The 19,825-nt window shown below is 69.2% G+C and carries 15 protein-coding genes; 4 read left to right on the top strand and 11 right to left on the bottom strand.

The window, feature by feature from the left end; all coding sequences use genetic code 11:
• The first annotated feature begins 104 nt into the window (after positions 1–104).
• The 3 genes from A3M1_RS0101700 (at position 105) to A3M1_RS0101710 (ending at position 2,250) form a co-directional block, all read left to right on the top strand.
• A complete protein-coding gene (locus A3M1_RS0101700) occupies positions 105–1,472 on the top strand; it encodes a PepSY domain-containing protein (protein WP_018387218.1) in 1,368 nt (455 codons plus the stop codon).
• Positions 1,473–1,546: 74 nt separating this feature from the next.
• On the top strand, positions 1,547–1,993 hold the full coding sequence (locus tag A3M1_RS0101705) for a winged helix-turn-helix domain-containing protein (RefSeq protein WP_018387219.1): 447 nt from the start codon (positions 1,547–1,549) through the stop codon (positions 1,991–1,993).
• Between the two features lie 62 nt (positions 1,994–2,055).
• Positions 2,056–2,250 carry a hypothetical protein gene (locus tag A3M1_RS0101710; protein ID WP_018387220.1) on the top strand — a complete coding sequence of 65 codons (195 nt, stop codon included), beginning with the start codon at positions 2,056–2,058 and terminating at the stop codon, positions 2,248–2,250.
• Here A3M1_RS0101710 and modC read toward each other — a convergent pair.
• From modC to A3M1_RS0101730, 4 genes are all read right to left on the bottom strand, one after another.
• Complete coding sequence (modC, locus tag A3M1_RS0101715) at positions 2,238–3,356, bottom strand: molybdenum ABC transporter ATP-binding protein (RefSeq protein WP_018387221.1); 1,119 nt, start codon at positions 3,354–3,356, stop codon at positions 2,238–2,240. The genes A3M1_RS0101710 and modC overlap by 13 nt on opposite strands.
• Positions 3,357–3,358: 2 nt before the next feature.
• Complete coding sequence (gene modB / locus A3M1_RS0101720; RefSeq protein WP_018387222.1) at positions 3,359–4,048, bottom strand: molybdate ABC transporter permease subunit; 690 nt, start codon at positions 4,046–4,048, stop codon at positions 3,359–3,361.
• Between the two features lie 158 nt (positions 4,049–4,206).
• On the bottom strand, positions 4,207–5,001 hold the full coding sequence (gene modA / locus A3M1_RS0101725; RefSeq protein ID WP_018387223.1) for a molybdate ABC transporter substrate-binding protein: 795 nt from the start codon (positions 4,999–5,001) through the stop codon (positions 4,207–4,209).
• A 170-nt stretch (positions 5,002–5,171) separates the two neighbouring features.
• Positions 5,172–5,411: a hypothetical protein gene (locus A3M1_RS0101730; RefSeq protein ID WP_018387224.1), complete on the bottom strand. Its 240-nt coding sequence runs from the start codon at positions 5,409–5,411 to the stop codon at positions 5,172–5,174.
• A 317-nt stretch (positions 5,412–5,728) separates the two neighbouring features.
• Between A3M1_RS0101730 and A3M1_RS0101735 the strand changes: the two genes are divergently transcribed.
• A complete protein-coding gene (locus A3M1_RS0101735; protein ID WP_018387225.1) occupies positions 5,729–6,028 on the top strand; it encodes a hypothetical protein in 300 nt (99 codons plus the stop codon).
• Between the two features lie 3 nt (positions 6,029–6,031).
• On the opposite strand, the gene glgX is transcribed toward A3M1_RS0101735, so the two are convergent.
• The 7 genes from glgX to A3M1_RS0101770 all read right to left on the bottom strand — a co-directional run bounded on the left by glgX (position 6,032) and on the right by A3M1_RS0101770 (position 19,785).
• The gene (gene glgX / locus A3M1_RS0101740; protein ID WP_018387226.1) at positions 6,032–10,183 is read right to left on the bottom strand and encodes a glycogen debranching protein GlgX; all 4,152 of its coding nucleotides are present in this window, start codon (positions 10,181–10,183) and stop codon (positions 6,032–6,034) included.
• Positions 10,180–11,637 (bottom strand): glycogen synthase GlgA, encoded by a 1,458-nt coding sequence (gene glgA / locus A3M1_RS0101745; RefSeq protein WP_018387227.1) that lies wholly within the window; start codon positions 11,635–11,637, stop codon positions 10,180–10,182. The genes glgX and glgA overlap by 4 nt, the downstream gene beginning before the upstream one ends.
• A 51-nt stretch (positions 11,638–11,688) precedes the next feature.
• A complete protein-coding gene (glgC, locus tag A3M1_RS0101750) occupies positions 11,689–12,957 on the bottom strand; it encodes a glucose-1-phosphate adenylyltransferase (protein ID WP_018387228.1) in 1,269 nt (422 codons plus the stop codon).
• A 15-nt stretch (positions 12,958–12,972) separates the two neighbouring features.
• Positions 12,973–15,213: a 1,4-alpha-glucan branching protein GlgB gene (gene glgB, locus A3M1_RS0101755; protein WP_018387229.1), complete on the bottom strand. Its 2,241-nt coding sequence runs from the start codon at positions 15,211–15,213 to the stop codon at positions 12,973–12,975.
• A gap of 268 nt (positions 15,214–15,481) precedes the next feature.
• A complete protein-coding gene (locus tag A3M1_RS0101760; RefSeq protein WP_018387230.1) occupies positions 15,482–17,983 on the bottom strand; it encodes a glycogen/starch/alpha-glucan phosphorylase in 2,502 nt (833 codons plus the stop codon).
• Between the two features lie 93 nt (positions 17,984–18,076).
• The gene (locus A3M1_RS0101765; protein WP_018387231.1) at positions 18,077–18,454 is read right to left on the bottom strand and encodes a DUF423 domain-containing protein; all 378 of its coding nucleotides are present in this window, start codon (positions 18,452–18,454) and stop codon (positions 18,077–18,079) included.
• On the bottom strand, positions 18,451–19,785 hold the full coding sequence (locus A3M1_RS0101770; protein ID WP_018387232.1) for a cobyrinate a,c-diamide synthase: 1,335 nt from the start codon (positions 19,783–19,785) through the stop codon (positions 18,451–18,453). The genes A3M1_RS0101765 and A3M1_RS0101770 overlap by 4 nt, the downstream gene beginning before the upstream one ends.
• Positions 19,786–19,825 lie beyond the last annotated feature (40 nt).

Consider the following 19,825-nt stretch of genomic DNA (forward strand, 5'->3'; position numbering starts at 1 on the left):
TTCCAACCAGAAGATCGCCCGCCGCGCGCCTTGAGGCCGGCCGTCCCGCGTGACGGCCGGGGCTCGGCGCGTGCCGTTGCCCTCATTTTCCGGAACTCTCTCCGATGAGCACCACAATCGTGTCCGACATCCCGGGCCGTGACGCCGAAGAGCGCTCGGCCAATCTCTACCGCGCCGTCTGGCGCTGGCATTTCTATGCCGGCCTGCTGGTGCTGCCCTTCCTCATCCTGCTGTCCGTGACCGGTGCGCTCTATCTCTTCCGCGAGGAGATCGACAATGCCTGGCACCACCAGCTGAAAGTCGTGGAAGCCCGCGCCACCCCGGTCGAGGCGCCCAGCGCCTGGATCGACGCGGCACTCAAGGCCCGCCCCGGCACGGCGCTGAAGTACATCTCCCCGGTCGATACCACCGCCTCGGCCGAGGTGGTGATCAAGACCAGTGAGGGCGCGCGCCGCTCGGTCTATGTCGACCCCTATGATTCGCGCGTGCTGGGCGAGTTGGCCGATCGCGGGACGATTATGTGGCTGATGCGACGGCTGCACAGCCTGGCCGAGTTCGGCACCATCACCAATGGTATCATCGAGATCGTCGGCGGCTGGTCCATCCTGTTAGTCGCCACCGGTTTCTATCTCTGGTGGCCGCGCAAGCAGAGCGGCGGTGTCGTGAGTGTACGCGGCACCCCGCGCAAGCGCGTGTTCTGGCGTGACCTGCACGCCGTCACCGGCGCCTTTGCCGGCGTCGTCATCGCCTTCATGTCGCTGTCGGGCATGCCCTGGTCGCTGGTGTGGGGGGAAAAGGTCAATGAGTGGGCCAATAGCTCCAATTACGGCTATCCCTCCGGCCTCTACGAGAACGTGCCGATGTCGGACGAGCATCTCGCCCACGTCAACGGCCCCACCACCTGGTCGCTGGAACAGGCGAAGATGCCGGAATCGACCCCCGCCGCCGGCGCGTCGATCGGCGTCGACCAGGCGGCCGCCATCGTCGACACGCTCGGCGTGTCGCCGGGCTATGCGCTCAGCCTGCCGTCCGGGCCGACCGGGGTCTATTCCGCCACCGTCTATCCCGACGACCTCTCAAAGCAGCGGGTCGTTCATCTCGACCAGTACACCGGCAAGCCGCTGATCGACTTCTCCTATGCCGATTACGGCCCGGCGGCGAAGGCGATGGAATGGGGCATCAACTTCCACATGGGGCAGGAATTCGGGCTGGCCAACCAGCTGTTCCTGCTGGCAGTGTGCCTCGCCATCATCCTGATGGCGGTCTCCGCCGGGGTGATGTGGTGGAAACGCCGGCCGGCCGGCTCGCTCGGCGTTCCGCCCGCGCCCACAAGCGCCGGGGTGATGTGGGGGCTGATCGCCATCATGGCGGTGGTCGGGGTGATCTTCCCGCTGGTCGGCGCCTCGCTGGTGGTGATGGTGCTGCTCGACCTCGCCTTCGCCCGGCGCCGCCCGAAGCTGCGCACCGCCTGAGGCGGCGCCCCGCCTGAACGGGTTCCAGCCGCGCGCCTCTTCCCTTAACATCGCGTGTGGGGCAAGAGGCGCGCATGGCTCGGCACACGCACACGGACCTGACCGGAGAAAAGGCGGACGGGGACACAGCGCCCCGCCCGCGCGACGGGCTGTTCATCCGCGTCTATTTCGGCGATGGCCGCCATCTCGGGCCGGGGATGATCGAGCTTCTGGAGGCCATCCGCACCGAGCGTTCCATCCTCTCCGCCGCGCGCAAGCTCGGCATGAGCTATCGCCGCGCCTGGCTGCTGGTGGACGAGATCGGCCGCAGCTTCCGCCAGAAGGTGGTGGAAACCCATCCAGGCCGGCGCGGCCACGGCACCGACCTCACCCCGTTCGGCGAAAGGCTGATCGCGCTCTATCGCGAGGTCGAGCGCAGCAGCACGGCCGCCAGCCGCGCCGCCGTCGACGAGCTGCGCGCCGCGCTGGCGCCGCTGGAGGCCGCGGCCGACATATCGGCCGACACGCCGGCCGAAGGGTAGCTTGGAACCATCGGCCCCGCTGGCCGTTGTCTCAGACCGGCTTTTCCGCATCCAGGGCGAACATGCAGACCATCATCCTCGTCATTCTCATTCTTTTGCTGCTGATCGCCATCGGCGTGATCGGGCGACGCTCGACGCCGGTGCGGCTCGTTCTGGTGGCGCTGGTGCTGGCGCTGGTCGTTCTCGCCGCGATCGGCTTCGTGCGCGACGAGCAGGCGGTCGGCCCCGGCGTAGCGCCGATCATTCAGGCGCCGTGATCTAAGCCCGGCGCGAAGATTTCCGGCCGGCTTCCCTCCACCGCCACCGACTTCACCATCGCCCAGACCGCGAGCCCCGGCCGCAGCCCCAGCCGCGCGACACTCTCGCGCGTCACCATGGCGGCGAGCTGACCCTCGCCGACCCGCAGCGCGATATCGGCATAGGGGCCTTCCAGCGCCCGCACCGCCTCGACCACCGCCGGCAGCAGATTGGTGACCGAGACGCCCTCGGGCTTGGCCAAAGCGAGGGCAACGTCGCGCGCCCGCACCCGGGCCCGCACCTTGCCTCCGACCGCGCGGCCCACCTGCGGCACCCGCAATTCCCCGCCCGCGAAAGCGAGGGTGGAGAGCCCATAGGCGGCATCATGGCGCACGACCTCGCAGTCCAGCAGCGTGCCGAGGTCGAAGCGGCCGAGCACCGGCAGCATCTCCGGCCGCGACATCACCTGCGCCACCGGTCCCGCCGCCACCTGCCGCCCCTCGCTGAGCGCCACCAGCGTATCGGCGAGACGCAGCACCTCGTCGAGCGAATGGCTGACATAGAGGATGGGCAGCCCCATCTCGTCGCGCAGCCGCTCCAGATACGGCAGGATTTCCGCCTTGCGCGCTTCGTCCAGCGCCGCCAGCGGCTCGTCCATCAAGAGCAGGCGCGGCTGCGCCAGCAGCGCCCGGCCGATGGCGACGCGCTGGCGCTCGCCGCCCGACAGCGTGTGCGGCCGGCGCGCCAGAAGGTGGCCGATGCCGAGCAATTCCACCACCGCCTCGAAACCAATCCGCCGCTCCGCCGCCCGGCAGCGCCGCTCGCCATAGCGCAGATTGCCCTCGACCTTGAGATGGGGAAACAGCCGCGCCTCCTGGAACACGTATCCCACCCGACGCGCCTCGATCGGCAAGTCGATTCCACGGGCGGAATCGAAGAACACCTCGCCCGCCACCGCGATACGCCCGGCATCGGGCCGCACCACCCCGGCCACCGCCTGGATGATGGTGGTCTTGCCGGCGCCTGAGCGGCCGAACAGCGCGGTGACGCCGCTTGCGGGCACGGCGAAGCCGCATTCCAGCGCGAAGCCGCCGGGCCGCGCCAGGCGAAACCCGACCTCGATCATGCCTACCCCCGCCCGATCATGACGCGGATGCGCCGGTCGACCAGGCTGGCCAGCAGCAGCGAGCCGAGCGCCAGCACCACGGAGACCAGCGTCAGCCGCAGCGCCATGGCGTCGCCATCGGGCATATGGGTGGCGCTGTAGATGGCGAGCGGGATGGTGCGGGTCTGGCCCTCGACATTGGAGACGAAGGTGATGGTGGCGCCGAACTCGCCCAGCGCCGAGGCGATGGCGAGCAGCGCGCCTGACAGAATGCCCGGCAGCATCAGCGGCAGAGTCACCGAGAAGAACACGTCGAGCTTTGAGGCGCCGAGCGTGCGTGCCGCCGTCTCCAGCCCCCGGTCCACCGCCTCCAGCGCCAGGCGGATGGCGTTGACGGTGAGCGGGAAGCTCACCACGGCGGCCGCCACCGTCGCTCCCGCCGTGGTGAAGATCAGCTTGATGCCGAACCAGGCGTCGAGATACTGGCCGATCAGGCCACGCCCGCCCAGCGTGAGCAGCAGCAGATAGCCCACCACCACCTTGGGCAGCACCAGCGGCAGATAGACCAGCCCGTCGAGCAGGCTCCTTCCGGGAAAGCGCGCCCGCGCCAGCACGAAGGCGGTGAGAACGGCGAAGGGCAGGCTCCAGAACGTTGCCCAGAACGCCACGCGCAGGCTGAGCGCGACGGCGGTCCATTCCTCGGGGGTGAGCATGCTTCCGGACCTTTATCGAATATCCTTCGAGGCTCGCTACGCGAGCACCTCAGGATGACGTGGTTCCATGTCCCGACGCGGCGTCATGCTGAGGTGCCGGCCGGAAGGCCGGCCTCGAAGCATGCAGCCCGTCTGCCGCCGCATTCCGAGGCGGCGCCTCACTTCACCACGAAACCATATTTGGCATAAACCACCTTCGCCTCCGGCCCGGTGAGGAAGTCGAACAAGGCCCGCGTCGCCGGGTTGTCCTGGCCCTTGACGATCTCGAACGGGTATTCCACCGGTGGGTGGCTGCCGGGCGGGAAGGTGGCGACCACCTTCACGTTCTTGGCGATCGCCGCGTCGGTGGAATAGACGATGCCCGCACGCGCCTCGCCGCGCTCCACCAGCGCCAGCGCCGCGCGCACGCTTTCCGAGCCGACGATGCGGGGCTGCACCTTGTCCCAGGCGCCAAGGCTGGTCAGCGCCGCCTTGGCATAGATGCCGGCCGGCACGCTGTCGGTGAGGCCGGTGGCGATGCGCCCATCCGGGCCGAGAAAGGCCAGCCAGTCGAAGGAGGCGTTGAGCGTCACGGGCTTTGCCGTGTCCGCCGGCATGATCAAAACGAGGCTGTTGCCGATCGGGGTGACGCGGGTCGCCTTCAGCGTCAGGTCCTTGCCCTCGGTGTAGTCCATCCACTTGGTGTCCGCCGAGGCGAAGATCGCCGCCGGCGCGCCGGCCTCCAGCTGCTTGGCCAGCGCCGAGGAGGCGGCGAAGGAGAAGGCGACGTCCTCGCCGGTCTTCTCCTTGTAGAGCTTGCCGATGTCCTGGAAGGCGTTGGTCAGGCTGGCGGCGGCGAAAATTGTGGGGGCCTGCTGCGCCTCGACAGCGCTGGAGGCGAGCGAACCGCTGAAGAGCGTGGCAAGGGCGGCCACCGCCACCAGCGGGCGAAGAAACGAGCGACGGGACGGCATGGGAACTCCCTGAACATATATCCGGCCATATACATGTATCTGTCCATATACATGATTGGACGCGAGATTCCAGCACCAAGACGCACGGGCGCCCGGCCGCCGCCACGCGGGGTGGCGACATCGTCAGGGAAGGAGGCGGCGGAAGGGCGGCGGAAGGACGCCGCGCCGTGTCAGTCGATCATGCCGGTGTGGCGGGCGGTGGCGGCCGCCACTTGCTCGGCCGCGGTCAGAAGTTCGAGCGCCGGCACGTCGCCGCCACGCCCGAAGGTGATCTGCGGCCCGCGACGCACCACGCGGCGGCCGCTGCCATCCTGTTCCAGCGCGAATTCGTAGATGTGGTGGGCAACGCGGTGCATCACCCGCACGGTGGAAGGCGACAGGGTGACGACGTCGAAATCGGCGTGCGGCATGGTGTTTCCCTCCCCTGGGGCCCGTCCGGAAGGTGGACAGGGCGGCCGCGTGGGCGCGGCTCGGTTGTCGGCGTTCCGCCCTGCGGCGGAATGGAGCAGGAACTTTCGTCGAATATTGACGTTGCGACAATGGTAAATCCGCGGGATCCGCCGCTTTGTTGCGCCCGGGCAGGCCGCTCGCCGGCCCCCACGCCCGTGGATTTTCCCGCAACGGACCCCGCCTGCGGGCACCCCGTGGAGCCATGCCTCGTGGACCGGGCGCGCACTGTCGGATTTCCGGCGCTGCGGCCGGACCACCAAGCCGGAGACGCGCTTCAATGAGCCGCAATATGATGTTGATCGTGGCCGCGATCGTTCTTGTGATCGCCGCCTATGCCGCCGTCCAGTATTCGGGACGGATGACCACCCAGCCGACGGAAAACCCGTCCCCGCCCGCCGCGAGCCCGACGGTTCCGCCGGCGGCCGATCCCATCACCCCGCCGCCCCCGGCGCCTGAAATCTCGATGCCGCCCGCCAATGATCCGGCCGTTCAGCCGAGCACCCCGGCCGAGCCGGCGCCCACCACGCCGGCGCCGACCGACCCCGCGCCCACCACTCCGGCGCCGACCACGCCGTAAGCGCTACGGCTCCCCGCCGCGCTCGCCCGCCATCGCGGCGAGCGCGGCCCTGGCGCGCGGGCTGTCCATCACCGCTTCCAGCGGCAGCGACAGCCGGCGCCGCCAGTTCGGCCTCTCCCGGTCCGTGCCGGGCAGGTTCACCGCCACGGTCTCGCCGGCGAGATCGTCCAGCTGCGCCAGCGCCAGCGCGGCATGGGTGCGCGAGACGAAGGCATGGATCGCCGCCAGCAGCGCGTCGTCCAGCGGCACCTCCGTGGACGGCAGCGCGGTGATCAGTTCTTCCTGCAGCAGCGCCGCGCCCAGCTGCTCGCGCTCCGTGGCGCGCTCCACCCGCCCCGCCGCATAGGCCTCCGCGTCAAGCAGTCCGAGCGCGTGGCGCTCTTTCAGATCCACGCCTTCCCACCAGCCGGCCAGCGTCGGCAGGTCATGCGTCGAGACGCAGGCTGCCGCCAGTGCCGGGTAGTCCTGCGGCGGCGTGAATACCCCGGCCTTCTGCTCGAACCACAGCACGCGATAGGAGAGCATGCGCTCGGCGTTCAGCTGGTCGCGCATGCCGAAGGGCACGGTGCCGAGATCCTCGCCGACCACAAGGCACTGCGCCCGCGTGCTCTCCAGCGCCACCTGCGCCGCCAGCGCCTCGAACGGCATGGCGAGATAGGCGCCGTCCGAGCCGCGCGCGCCCTCGGGAATGAGGAACAGCCGGCGCAGCCCCATCACATGGTCGATCCTGAGCGCACCGGCATGGCGCATATTGGCGGCCACCAGCCCGGCATAGCGCTCATAGCCGTCGCGCTGCAGCGCCAGCGGGTCGAAGGGCGGCAGGCACCAGTTCTGCCCCTCCGGCCCCAGCGGGTCCGGCGGCGCGCCGATGGTGACGCCCGGCATCAGCATGTCGGCCTCGGCCCAGGCCTCCGCCCCATCAGGCGCGGTACCGACCGCAAGGTCGCGATAGAGGCCGAGCGACAGCCCCGCCGCCCGTGCCCGCTCGGCCGCGCCGGCCAATTGCCGGTCGGCGACCCATTGCTGCCACAGCGCGAAGCGGAACGCCGTCGGATCGGCGCGGCCAAAGGCCTCCACCGCCGCGCTGCCGGCTTCGCTCAGCCCGTCCGGCCAGTCGCGCCAGTGTGTGCCGGGATAGGCGCCGGCAATGGCCTGGAACAGCGCGAAGCGCGCCAGCGCCGCGTCGCCCTCGGCGACGAAACGGTCGAAATCGGCGTCGGGCGCCTGCTCGAAGGCGGCAAACGCCAGCTTGAGCGCCGCCTCCTTCGCCGCCCAGACGCCCGGATAATCCACCGCCTCGGCAGAGGCGACGCCGGCAAAGCCCGCGAGGTCGGCACCGAGCGCGGCGACGTCGATATAGATCGGGTCGAGGAAGCGCCGGTCGGAGGGCGAATAGGGGCTCGCCCGTTCGCGCTGGTCAGGGAACAGCGCATGCAGCGGGTTGAGGCCGACCGTGTGCGCGCCGGCCTGCGCCGCCCGCACACCGAGCTCGCCCAGCGCGGTGAAATCACCGATGCCCTGGTCCAGAGCGTCCCGCCGCAGCGTGTAGAGATGCGTGCCGATGCCGAACAGCCGGCCGCCGCTCGCGAGTCCCGGCGGCACATAGCAGGAAGGCGGGGCGACGGTGAGCCGGCATTCTTCCGTGCCGAGCCGCAGCTTATGCCGGCCCGGCGGCAATTCCGGCAGGGCGAGCGCGCGCAGCACCGCCTGCCGTCCATCCGGCCGCTCGACGCTTCGGCGCGTGCCTTCCTCCGGCCGCACTGGCAGGTCGATCTCCTGCCCATCCTCCAGCAGCAGCGTCAGGTCGAGCCGGCGCGGCGCCTGCGCCGCCTCGCCCGCCAGCGTCAGCAGCGGCGCCGTGCCCTGCCGAATGACGGAGGCAAAGGGAATGTCGCGGTCGAAATGCTGGGCGGAAAGCCGGGCGAGGCTGTCATTGGCCTCGCCATGGGTCCCGGCCGGCAGGCCCAGCGCGGCGAGCAGCGCGCGCTTGGTGTCGTCGCCCACCTTCTGCGCCTTGCCGTCGGCGCTGAACCACTGGCCGTCAATGCCGGCCGCGCTGGAGAGCTTCTCCAGCAGATCGGACCCGGCGGCGCGGCGCGGCGCGGTCGCCAGCGCGTCCTCGGTGAGGATCAGCACCGCGCGCGGCGCCACCTCGGTGGGTTCTCCACCCTCGGCATCCGGCTGCGCCGTATCGGCCGCCACCCGCCAGACGAAGCCGTCGCGCGGCTCCGGCAGCACCAGCGCCTGCGCGGCGTCGGAGGCGTTGAGCGCCACCGCCACCCGGTCCGCCGCCTCCCCTTCGGCTTCCGGCGCATAGAACACCGCCACCAGCGCGCGTGTCGTGCCGTCGTTCCAGCGCACCGTGCCCCCCGCTGGGTCGCGCCAGTCGACATCGGCAATGCCGCTGCCGTCGACCGGCCGCCCGGTCAACGGCGCCTCGCCGCGCAGCGCGCGATGGGCGAGCCGCAGCTTCACCAGCCGGGCGGTGAAGGCGGCCAGCTCCGCGTCGGTCTTCGACCAGTCGAGCCAGGTGAGCTCATTGTCCTGCGCATAGGCGTTGTTGTTGCCGGCCTGCGAGCGGCCGCACTCATCGCCCATGGTCAGCATCGGCGTGCCGCGCGCGACCAGCAGCGTCGCCAGCAGCGCCCGCACATCGCCGCGCCGGGCGGCGTTGACGGCGGCATCGTCGGTCCAGCCCTCGACGCCGTGATTCCAGCTCACATTGTTGTCGGTGCCGTCGCGGTTGTGCTCGCCATTGGCCTCGTTGCGCTTGTTGGCGAAGGCGACAAGGTCGGCCAGGGTGAAACCGTCATGGGCGGTGACGAAATTGATGCCGCGCGACAGCGGGCGGTTGCGCCCGGCGAAAATGTCGGAGGAGCCCGCCAGCCGCGTCGCCAGCTCGCCCACCACCCCTTCATCGCCGCGCCAGAAATGCCGGGCGGTGTCGCGGAAACGGTCGTTCCACTCGCCCCAGCCCGGCGGAAAGCGCCCGACCTGGTAGCCGCCCGGGCCGATATCCCAGGGCTCCGCGATCAAAGCGAGGTCGCGCAGCGCCGGGTCCTGCTGCATGGCCGCGAGAAAGGGCGCGTCCGGGTCGAAGCCGTCGGGGCGGCGGCCCAGCGTGGCGGCGAGGTCGAAGCGGAAGCCGTCGAGCCCGCAGGCGGCCCAGCGCCGCAGCGCGTCCATGGCGAGGCGCAGCACCGGCGCCCGCTCCAGCGCCAGCGTGTTGCCGGTGCCGGCATCGTTGATCAGGCGCGCGGGATCATCGGTGGCGTGGCGGTAATAGGTGGCGTTGTCGAGCCCGCGCAGGCTCAGCGTCGGCCCCAGCGCGTCGCTCTCGCCGGAATGGTTCAGCACCACGTCGAGCACGACGGCAATCCCCGCTTCGTGCAGGGCAGCGATGGTGCGGGAAATCTCGTCGAAGCCGCCCGGCGCCAGGCGCGGGTCCGGCGCGCCGAACACCACAGGGTTGTAGCCCCAGTAATTGCTGAGGCCGAGCGGCGGCAGATGCCGCTCGTCGATCCACGCCATGCACGGCATCAGTTCCACCGTGGTGACGCCGAGCCGCACCAGATGATCGAGCGCCGCCGGCTGCGCCAGCGCGGCGAAGCTGCCGCGCATGCCGGCCGGAATGTCCTGATGGCGCATGGTGAAGCCGCGCACATGCAGCTCATAAAGCACCTGCCGGTCCCAGCGGAACGGCGCGCGGGCCGCCATCACAGGCGAAGCTGCCGCCGGCAACACGATCGCCTTCGGCATGGCGAAGGCGCTGTCGGTCTCGTCGCGCTCCGCGCCACTGGCGCGGGTGTCGAACATCGCCGCATCAAGCGTGAACGGCCGGTCGAGCCGGCAGGCATGGGGGTCGACCAGCAGCTTGGCGGGGTTGAACCGGTGCCCCTCCTGCGGCGCCCACGGCCCCGCCGCCCGCAGCCCATAGCGCGCGCCGGCCGGCACCCCGGATATGTGGGCGTGGAACACGTCGCCGGTGCGGGCCGGCAGCGCCAGGCGGGCGATCTCTTTGTCGCCCGCCGGGTCGAACAGGCAGAACTCGATGCGGGTGGCATGGGCCGAGAACACCGCGACATTGACGCCGCGCGCATCCGCGGTGACGCCGAGCGGCTCCGGGCTTCCGGTCGAGACGGTAAAGTCGTTCACGCGGCGCGCTCCGCCGCCAGGGTGCGGAACAGCGTGTCGTACTGGCGCGCCGCGCGTTCCCAGGAAACGTCGGTCGCCATCGCGTTGCGCTGCAGCTTCTGCCACAGCGGCTTGTCCTGCCACAGAGCGGCGGCGCGCTTCAGCGCCATCTGCAGCGCCGGCGTGGTGACGGGCGAGAACTGGATGCCGGTGCCGACCCCGGCCGAACGCGCCATCTCGTTGACGTCGATCACCGTGTCGGCGAGCCCGCCGACCCGCGCCACCAGCGGCAGCGCGCCATAGCGCAGGGCGGAGAGCTGGGTGAGGCCGCAGGGCTCGAAGCGCGAGGGCACGATCAGCATGTCCGCCCCGGCCTGGATGCGGTGGGCGACGCCCTCATCATAGCCGAGCTGCACGCCAATGCGGCCGGGATGGGCATGCGCCGCCCCGGCGAAGCGCCCGGCAAGGTCGGCATCGCCCGCCCCGAGCAGCACCAGCTGCGCGCCGAGGCCCAGCAGCGTGTCGAGGCTCTCGGCCAGCAGGTCCAGCCCCTTCTGCCAGGACAGGCGGCTCACCACGCCGAACAGCAGCGCCTCGGGATCGGCATCGAGCCCGAACGCCTCCTTCAGCGCCACCTTGTTGGCGAGCCGGGCCTTCAGCGTCTTGGCGTCGAACGGCTTGGCGATCAGCGTGTCGGTGGCCGGGTTCCAGCCGGCATCGTCAAGCCCGTTGAGGATGCCGGTGAGCAGATGGCCGCGCGCGTTGAGCAGCCCGTCCAGCCCCATGCCGGCATCCGGCAGCAGGATTTCGCCGGCATAGCCGGGGGAAACGGTGGTGAGGCGGTCGGCCAGCTGCAGCCCGGCCTTGAGATAGCCGACCATGCCGTAATACTCGACCCCGTGCAGCCCGAAGGCGTGCGGCGGCAGGCCGAGCATGGCGAATTCATGGGCGGGGAACTGCCCCTGAAAGGCGATGTTGTGGATCGTCATGACCGTGCCGGGCCGCCTTGTGCCGGCATAGTGCAGATAGGCCGGGGCGAGGCCCGCCTGCCAGTCATGGGCGTGCACGATGTCGGGCACGAAGCCCGGCACCAGCCCGAGGCCGATGCCGGAGGCCACCGCCCCCAGCGCCGCGAAGCGCCGCGCATTGTCGTCCCAGTCGAGACCGTTCGGGCCCATATACGGCCCGCCGGGCCGGTCATAGAGATGGGGCGCGTCGATGACGAACAGGTCGAGCCCGCCGGCCTTGCCGTCCAGCAGTGTCGCCGGCCCGCCGAACAGATCGTCGAAGCGGTGCACCGCCTCGCGATGGCCGAGCGCGGCCATCACGGTGGGATAGCCGGGAATGAGCGTGCGCACCTCCACGCCATGGCGCCCCAGCGCGGCCGGCAGGGCGCCGGCCACATCGGCGAGGCCGCCGGTCTTCACCAGCGGAAAGACTTCCGAGACGACGGAGAGAACCTTGAACGATGACACGCCCGATCCCGAATCTTGACGTTGAGTGACGTGACGCCGATCGCCGGCGCCTTACAGCGCGAGCTTGTCGATCATGGTCTGGGTGATCAGGCAGATGCCCTTTTCCGTCCGCCGGAAGCGCTTGGCATCCACCTCCGGGTCCTCGCCGACGACCAGGCCCTCGGGAATGCGGACATGCGAATCGATCACCACATTCTTCAGCCGCGCCGAGCGACCGATCTCGACATAGGGCAGGATGACACCATTCTCGATCGAGCCATAGGAATTGATCCGCACCCCGGTGAACAGCAGCGCCCGGCGCAGCGAGGAGCCGGAGATGATGCAGCCGCCCGAGACCAGCGAGGAAATCGCCTGCCCGCGCCGGCCCTCATCGTCATGCACGAACTTGGCCGGCGGGGTGATCTCGGCATAGGTCCAGATCGGCCAGTCGCGGTCATAGAGGTCGAGCTCGGGAACCACGCCGGTGAGGTCGATATTGGCCTCCCAATAGGCGTCCACCGTGCCGACATCGCGCCAATAGGGTGCCGTCTCCTGGTCGGAGCGCACGCAGGAGCGCGAGAAATGATGCGCCGAGGCGGTGCCGTTCTTGACGATGTAGGGAATGATGTCCTTGCCGAAATCATGCGTCGACAGCGGGTCGGCGGCGTCGCGGCGCAGCTGGTCGATCAGGAACTTGGTCTCGAAGACATAGATGCCCATCGAGGCCAGCGCCTTGTCCGGCCGGCCGGGCATGGCGGGCGGGTCCTTCGGCTTTTCCAGGAAGGAGATGATGCGGTCCTTCTCGTCGACATGCATGACGCCGAAGGCGCTCGCCTCCTCCCGCGCCACTTCCAGGCAGCCCACCGTCACATCGGCGCCGGTGTCGACATGCTGCTGGAGCATGATCTCGTAGTCCTGCTTGTAGACGTGGTCGCCGGCCAGGATGATGATGTGCCGGGTGTCATAGGCCTCGATGATGTCGAGGTTCTGATAGACCGCGTCCGCCGTTCCCAGATACCACATGGTCTCCGAGACACGCTGGCTGGCCGGCAGTACGTCGAAGCTCTCATTGCGCTCGTGGCGCAGGAAGTTCCAGCCGCGCTGCATGTGCCGGATCAGGCTGTGCGCCTGGTACTGGGTGGCGACGCCGATGCGGCGAATGCCGGAATTGATGGCATTGGAAAGCGTGAAGTCGATGATCCGCGACTTGCCGCCGAAATACACCGCCGGCTTGGCGCGCCGGTCGGTCAATTCCATCAGGCGGCTGCCACGGCCACCGGCAAGAACATAGGCCATCGCGGAGCGGGCCAGTGGAGCATTCTGCATCGTCGGCCGTGCCATGTGGCGTCATCTCCCTCAGTTCAGGTTCTGCTTGGGTAGGTCGGCCGTGTCGGCGCGGCTTTCCGGTTCCCATTTGAAATAGAGCGTGGCGAGCGGCGGCAGCACAAGCGCGGCGCTGGCCGGCAATCCGTGCGCCGGTTCCTCGACCGCCGTCACCTCGCCGAGATTGCCCATGCCCGAGCCGCCATAGAGCGCGGCATCGGTGTTCAGGATTTCGCGCCAGCGGCCGGCGCGCGGCAGGCCGACACGGTAATCGGAGCGCGGCACCGGGGTGAGGTTCGCCACCATCACCACGGGCGCGTCGTCGGCGTCGCCATAGCGGGCCCAGGCAAAGACCGATTGCTGGCGGTCGTCCACCACGATCCAGCTGAACCCCTCCGGCTCGCAGTCACGGGCATGCAGGGCGGGCGTCTCGCGATAGACGAGGTTCAGGTCGCGCACGAGCAACTGCATGCCGCGATGGTGTGGGCCCATGCCGACCAGGTGCCAGTCGAGCGAGCGCTCCTCGCTCCATTCCCGGCGCTGGGCGAATTCCTGGCCCATGAAAAGCAGCTTCTTGCCGGAATTGGCCCACATCATCCCATAGCCGGCACGCATAGTGGCGAATTTCTGCCAGTCGTCGCCGGGCATGCGGGTGAGGATGGTGCCTTTTCCGTGCACCACCTCGTCATGCGACAGCGGCAGCACGAAATTCTCCGAGAAGGCGTAGGTGACGCCGAACGTCACCTTGTCGTGGTGCCAGGGGCGGTAGATCGGCTCGGTCGACAGATAGTCGAGCGTGTCGTGCATCCAGCCCATGTTCCACTTGAAGCCGAAGCCCAGCCCGCCGGCGAACACCGGCTGCGAAACGCCGGCCCAGGAGGTCGATTCCTCGGCGATAACCACCGTGCCGGGATGCTCGGCATAGATGATCTCGTTGGCGCGGCGCAAAAACGACACCGCGTCCTTGTTGTCGTTCGAGCCATCGGGGTTGGGCGACCATTCCCCGTGCTTGCGCGAATAATCCAGATAGAGCATCGAGGCCACCGCATCGACGCGCAGCCCGTCGACATGGAAGCGGTCGAGCCAATACAGCGCGTTGGCGATCAGCATATTGGCGACCTCGCGGCGGCCGAAGTCGTAGATCGCCGTATTCCAGTCCGGGTGGAAGCCGCGCTGCGGGTCGGAATGCTCGTAGAGCGGCCCGCCGTCGAAATGCGACAGGCCGTGAATGTCGGTGGGGAAATGCGCCGGCACCCAGTCGAGGATCACCGACAGCCCGGCCTGATGCGCCTTGTCGACAAAACGCGCGAAGCCGGCCGGGTCGCCGAAGCGGCTGGTCGGCGCGAACAGGCCGATCGGCTGGTAGCCCCAGGAGGCGTCCAGCGGGTGCTCGGAAATCGGCAGCAGCTCGATATGGGTGAAGCCCATCCACTGCACATAGGGGATCAGCTGGTCGGCCAGCTCGTCATAGGTGAGGAAACGGTTTTCCTCGCCGCGTCGCCAGGAGCCCAGATGCACCTCATAGGTGCTCATCGGCTTGCGGCGCGCCTCGCCCTCGGCACGGGCGGCGATGTGCTCAGCGTCGCTCCAGGCGAACGTATCGGTGCGCGCCACGATCGAGCCGGTGGCCGGGCGGAACTCGCCGGCGAAGCCGAACGGGTCGGCCTTCAGCGGCAGCAGCCGGCCATCGGCGGAAACGATCTCGTATTTGTAGATCGTGCCCTCGCCGACGCCGGGCGCGAAAATCTCCCACAGCCCGCTGTCGACGCGCTTGCGCATCTGGTGGCGGCGCCCGTCCCACTGGTTGAAATCGCCCACCACCGACACCCGCGCGGCATTGGGCGCCCAGACGGCGAAGCGCACGCCGTCGATCCCCTCATGCGAATCGGGATGGGCGCCGAGCCGCTCATAGAGCGTGCGGTGGGTGCCCTCGACCAGCAGATGGTCGTCGAGCGGGCCGAGCACGGGCGGGAAGGAATAGGGGTCGTCGATCAGCCATTCGCCGCCGGCATTGCGGGCGCGCAGGCGGTAGCGCGCCCAGGCCGGGCGGCCGGGCACCAGCCCCTCGAAGAAACCGGCGGCGTTGCGGAGCATCAGCGAGGCGATCGCCGTGCCGTCAGGCTCGATGGCCTCCAGCGTCTGCGCATCGGGAACGAAGGCGCGCAGGACGAGGCCTTGCGGCGATTCGTGCGGCCCCAGCAGGGAAAACGGGTCGTGATGGCGGCCTGCGACGAGAGCGTCGACCTCCCGTTCGGGCGCCTGCCACGGATGCATCACTGCCAACCCTTCCTGAGCCAAAACACCGGGGACAAGCCCCGTGCGCAGTGAAGGTTCCTCTACCGCCAGCACAAAGTCCACACGTCGCAGCCACATAACGCGGCATCAGGTAAACGCCGCGCTACCGGCGGCAGGACCGGCAGCGGGACAGCCGACCGGTGGACAGGCGCGCCGACCCGCCACCCACCACCCACCACCCGGCAGGGCGGCACGTCCGGGATGCCGCCGGCGGTGAGGCCGGCGGCGTTCGTTGCTGGAGCGTCGCTCAGCGGATCGTCCGCACCGGCACGTTCCAGATGTCCTTGGCGTATTCGGAAATTGTCCGGTCGGAGGAGAACCAGCCCATATTGGCGGTGTTGATGAGGCTCGACTGCCACCACGCCGACCGGTTGTTCCAGCGCGCATCGACCTTGCGCTGGGCGTCCCAATAGGCGTCGAAATCGGTCGTGACCAGGAAGTAGTCGTGGTAGCGCAGCGCGTCGACCAGCGGCTTGAAGCGGTCCGGCTCGTCCGGCGAATAGACGCCGGAGCCGACCGCATCCAGCACTTCGCCAAGATGGTGCGAATTGCGGATCGACTCGGCCTCGTCGACGCCGGCGGCGCGGCGTGCCTCGACCTCGGCGGCGGTCAGGCCGAAGATGAAGATGTTGTCGTCGCCGACATGCTGCTTGATCTCGACATTGGCGCCGTCGAGCGTGCCGATGGTGAGCGCGCCGTTGAGCGCCATCTTCATGTTGCCGGTGCCGGAGGCTTCCATGCCGGCGGTGGAGATCTGCTCCGACAGGTCGGCCGCCGGGATCACCATTTCGGCGAGGCTGACATTGTAATTGGGCAGGAACACCACCTTCAGCAGGTCGCGCACGGTCGGGTCGTCATTGACCACCTTCGCCACGTCATTGGCCAGCTTGATGATCAGCTTGGCCATCTGGTAGCTGGCTGCCGCCTTGCCGGAGAAGATCTTCACCCGCGGCGCCCAGTTCTTGGCCGGGTTGGCGCGCATCGCGTCATAAAGGGCGATGGTCTCCAGCACGTTCAGCAGCTGGCGCTTGTACTCGTGGATGCGCTTGATCTGCACGTCGAACAGCGCGCCGGGATTGACCTTGATGTCGAGCCGGTCGCGGATGAGCCGGGCCAGCGCCACCTTGTTCTGCCGCCGCACCGCCATGAACCGGTCCTGCAGCGCCGAATCCCCCGCCAGGGCTTCCAGCTTGGTGAGCTGGGAATAGTCGTCCAGCACGCCCGGCCCGCACACCTCCACCAGCAGGTTGGTGAGGCCGGGATTGGCCTGGTAGAGCCAGCGGCGGAAGGTGATGCCGTTGGTCTTGTTGTTCATCCGCTCGGGGAACAGGCGGTAGAAATCCTTGAACACCGTGGTGGTCATCAGGTCGCTGTGCAGCGCCGCCACGCCGTTGATCGAGTGCGAGCCGAGGAAGGCGAGATTGCCCATGCGCACGCGCCGGCCATGGTCTTCCTGGATCAGCGACACCGAGCCGAGCAGCGCGTCGTCGCCGGGGAATTCGGTGCGGACCCGCTCCAGATGCTTGGCGTTGAGCTGGTAGATGATCTGCATGTGGCGCGGCAGCACCCGCTCCATCAGCGGCACCGGCCAGGTCTCCAGCGCCTCCGGCAGCAGCGTGTGGTTGGTGTAGGAGATGGTCCGCACCGTGATGTCGAACGCCTCGTCCCAGGCGATGTCGTTCTCGTCGACCAGCACCCGCATCAGTTCGGCCACCGCGATGGCGGGGTGGGTGTCGTTGAGCTGGATCGCCACCTTGTCCGGCAGCGAGCGCACATCGCCGAAGCTGTCGACATGGCGGCGGATCAGATCGTGCAGCGAGGCGGCGGTGAAGAAATACTCCTGCCGCAGCCGCAGTTCCTGCCCCGCCGGCGTGGCGTCGGAGGGATAGAGCACCTTGGAGATCGCCTCGGCCTTCACCTGGTTCACCAGCGCGCCGACATGGTCGCCCTGGTTGAAGGCGTCGAGCCGGATCGGGTCGGCCGCGCGGGCCGACCACAGGCGCAGCGTGTTCACGTGCCGCCCGCGCCAGCCGACGATCGGCGTGTCATAGGCCACCGCCTCCACCGTCTCGGCGGGATGCCAGACCTGCTTCTTGCGGTCGCCGCCCACGGCGATCGCCTCGACCGAGCCGCCGAAGCCGATGTCGTAATAGACCTCGGGCCGCTCGAACTCCCAGGGATTGCCGAAGGACAGCCAGTCCTCGGGATATTCGTGCTGCCAGCCATTCTTGATCATCTGGCGGAACAGGCCGTTCTCATAGCGGATGCCGTAGCCATAGGCGGCGATGGACAGCGTCGCCATGCTGTCCATGAAGCAGGCGGCGAGCCGACCGAGGCCGCCATTGCCCAGCGCCGCGTCCGGCTCCACCTGCCGCAGCCGATCGAGATCGACGCCGAGATCGCCCAGCGCCGAACGCGCGGTCTCCAGCATCTCGATATTGGTCAGCGCGTCGAACAGCAGCCGGCCGATGAGGAATTCCAGCGAGAGGTAATAAACCCGCTTGCGCCCTTCCGAATAGGTCTGGCGGGTGGAGGTGATCCAGCGGTCGACGATGCGGTCTCGGGTGGCGAAGGCGGTGGCGAGGAACCAGTCGCGATCGCTCGCGGCGGCCGGGTTCTTGCCCACCGCATAGGTGAGCTTGGAGATTACCGCGGCACGGAACTTGGCGACCTCGTCGCCCTGCGCGGAAATCGGGCGGGCGGAGTTCTCCGGCGTGTCCAGCATCTTCTCTTCAACCTCGACTGACATGTGCAGCTTGTGCTCCCGTTGCGGCTTGCCTTCCCCCGTGGGGCGGAAGCGCCGCCTGATCTCACCTGTGCCGGATGCAACCTTTTGGCCAACTCAACCGGCGCGGGGTTCCCGCTCAATGGCGGCCAGGGCGAGCACCAGCCATCCGAGGATGAGCATAGTCCCGCCGATCGGCGCGGCCATAGGAAATACCACGATGTCCCAAAGCGCCCGCAGCGCCAGCGCACCGCTAAACAGCACCGTGCCCAGCGCGATGATGCCGGCCCCGACGCTGGCGAAGGACCAGCCCGGCCCGCGCACCACCGCCAGCGCGCAGCCTCCCACCACGGCGCTCGCCCCCAGCATGAGGAAGGTCGCGGCCGTGGTCAAATTCGGCTCGGCGGTCAGGTGCGCGCCCGCCGCCGCCGCCGCCACCCCGGCCGCGCCCATCAGGCCGGCGAGAAACACCAGAAGTCGGCGAAAGGCATTCATGGCTCTGCTCCGCTTGGCTGGCCGTCCGTGGCGATGACATGGAAGAAGGTTCCCGAGACCCGCCCCCGGCGGCGTCCCGCATCGCCCATCCCCTTACCCCCACCATCGCTCAGCGCGACCAGCGGCGCATCGTCGCCCGCTTGTGTGACGCTGGCATAATGGAACTCGTGGCCGCGCAGCCTTGTCCCCGCCGGCCCCAGCGGCGAGGCATGAAGCGTCACCGCCCGTCGGTAGCCGAGATTGAGCCGGCGCTTGGCAAAGCTGGTGGCATGGCCGAGCAGGCCGAGCATGGCGTGCTCGCGCCCCTCGGAATCAGCGATCGACTGGCCCAGCACCATGAAGCCCCCGCATTCGCCATGCACCGGCCGCGTCTGGGCGAAATGGCGCACTCCATCGAGAAAGCGGGTGGCTTGCGCCAGCCTTTCCCCGTGCAATTCGGGATAGCCGCCGGGCAGCCAGCAGGCATCCGCCGTCGCGTCCGGCGCCTCATTGGCCAGCGGCGAGAAGGGCAGGATTTCCGCCCCGGCCCGCCGCCAGCCGGCCACGAGATGCTCATAGGCGAAGGAAAACGCCACATCCTGCGCCAGCGCGATCCGCTGGCCGGGCGGCGCCAGCGCCACCGGCGCCGGGCCGGACGCGGGCAGCGGCGCCCCCAGCGCAATGAGCGCGTCGAGGTCGATATGCGCTTCCGCCCGTTCCGCCAGCGCCGCCAGCTGCGCGGCGAGGGCTGGGTGCTCGCCCGCCTGCACGAGGCCCAGATGCCGCTCCGGCAGGCGCACCGCCCCATCGCGCGGCAGGCTGCCCAATATCTGGATGCCCAGCGCCGCAATGGCGGCACTCGCCTGCAGGCGGTGCCGCTCGCTGGCGACCTGGTTGAGGATGACGCCGGCGATCCGCACGCGCGGGTCATGCGTGGCGAATCCCCGCACCACGGCGGCGGCCGATTGCGACTGGCCTGAGATGTCGAGCACCAGCACAACAGGCAGGCCGAGCCGGGCGGCGAGATCGGCCGCCGCGCCGCTGCGGCCCGCCTCGCCCTCGATGCCATCGAACAGGCCCATCGACGCCTCGATGAGCACGAGCTCCGCCCCCGCCCCCGCCTGCGCCGCCAGCGCGTCGATGAGAGCGGGCGGCATGGCGAAGCTGTCGAGGTTCAGCCCCGGCTCGCCGGTGGCGGCGGCGTGGAAGGCGGGGTCGATATAGTCCGGGCCGGATTTGGCCGCGCGAACCCGCACGCCGCGCGCCCGCAGCGCCGCCGCCACGCCGAGCGTCACCGTGGTCTTGCCCGAGCCGGAACGCGGCGCGGCGATGATGAAGGCGCGGGCGGTCATGCGGCATTTCCCGTGATAACGCCGCCGCTCCCTCTCCCCG

The sequence above is a fragment of the Ancylobacter sp. FA202 genome (genome assembly GCF_000380205.1).
In the GTDB taxonomy this organism is placed as follows: Bacteria; Pseudomonadota; Alphaproteobacteria; order Rhizobiales; family Xanthobacteraceae; genus Ancylobacter.

Excerpts from the sequence above, each read along its gene's own strand:
- A3M1_RS0101700 (WP_018387218.1), top strand. The coding sequence starts at position 105 with ATGAGCACCACAATCGTGTCCGACATCCCGGGCCGTGACGCCGAAGAG.
- A3M1_RS0101705 (WP_018387219.1), top strand. The coding sequence starts at position 1,547 with ATGGCTCGGCACACGCACACGGACCTGACCGGAGAAAAGGCGGACGGG.
- A3M1_RS0101710 (WP_018387220.1), top strand. The coding sequence starts at position 2,056 with ATGCAGACCATCATCCTCGTCATTCTCATTCTTTTGCTGCTGATCGCC.
- modC (WP_018387221.1), bottom strand. The coding sequence starts at position 3,356 with ATGATCGAGGTCGGGTTTCGCCTGGCGCGGCCCGGCGGCTTCGCGCTG.
- modB (WP_018387222.1), bottom strand. The coding sequence starts at position 4,048 with ATGCTCACCCCCGAGGAATGGACCGCCGTCGCGCTCAGCCTGCGCGTG.
- modA (WP_018387223.1), bottom strand. The coding sequence starts at position 5,001 with ATGCCGTCCCGTCGCTCGTTTCTTCGCCCGCTGGTGGCGGTGGCCGCC.
- A3M1_RS0101730 (WP_018387224.1), bottom strand. The coding sequence starts at position 5,411 with ATGCCGCACGCCGATTTCGACGTCGTCACCCTGTCGCCTTCCACCGTG.
- A3M1_RS0101735 (WP_018387225.1), top strand. The coding sequence starts at position 5,729 with ATGAGCCGCAATATGATGTTGATCGTGGCCGCGATCGTTCTTGTGATC.
- glgC (WP_018387228.1), bottom strand. The coding sequence starts at position 12,957 with ATGGCACGGCCGACGATGCAGAATGCTCCACTGGCCCGCTCCGCGATG.
- glgB (WP_018387229.1), bottom strand. The coding sequence starts at position 15,213 with ATGCATCCGTGGCAGGCGCCCGAACGGGAGGTCGACGCTCTCGTCGCA.
- A3M1_RS0101760 (WP_018387230.1), bottom strand. The coding sequence starts at position 17,983 with ATGTCAGTCGAGGTTGAAGAGAAGATGCTGGACACGCCGGAGAACTCC.
- A3M1_RS0101765 (WP_018387231.1), bottom strand. The coding sequence starts at position 18,454 with ATGAATGCCTTTCGCCGACTTCTGGTGTTTCTCGCCGGCCTGATGGGC.
- A3M1_RS0101770 (WP_018387232.1), bottom strand. The coding sequence starts at position 19,785 with ATGACCGCCCGCGCCTTCATCATCGCCGCGCCGCGTTCCGGCTCGGGC.